The 214-nt window shown below is 55.1% G+C and carries 1 protein-coding gene; it reads left to right on the plus strand.

The annotated features are described in order from the left end of the window. The coding region (locus P1U48_RS18135) for a 3-oxoacyl-[acyl-carrier-protein] synthase III C-terminal domain-containing protein (protein ID WP_301070751.1) at positions 1-129 on the plus strand (129 nt) is incomplete at its 5' end. Positions 130-214 lie beyond the last annotated feature (85 nt).

Below are 214 nucleotides of genomic sequence, written 5' to 3' on the forward strand. Positions count from 1 at the left end.
ACATCGTCTGCCGGGTCAATCATCGCCTTTTCGAAATACTCGGACGACATGCAGCCGGGTGACCGCGGCGTGATCTGTTCGTTTGGGGCAGGCTATTCGGTCGGGTCAGTGTTGATCGAACGCGCATAGAAAAAGAGGGCCAGTCGGCCCTCTTCTCTGTAGATCGTTCAAGGCTGGATCAGTTCCAGAAACCTTCGTCGACCGATTCCATCTG

The sequence above is a fragment of the Pseudooceanicola sp. genome, assembly GCF_029213205.1.
GTDB lineage: Bacteria > Pseudomonadota > Alphaproteobacteria > Rhodobacterales > Rhodobacteraceae > Pseudooceanicola.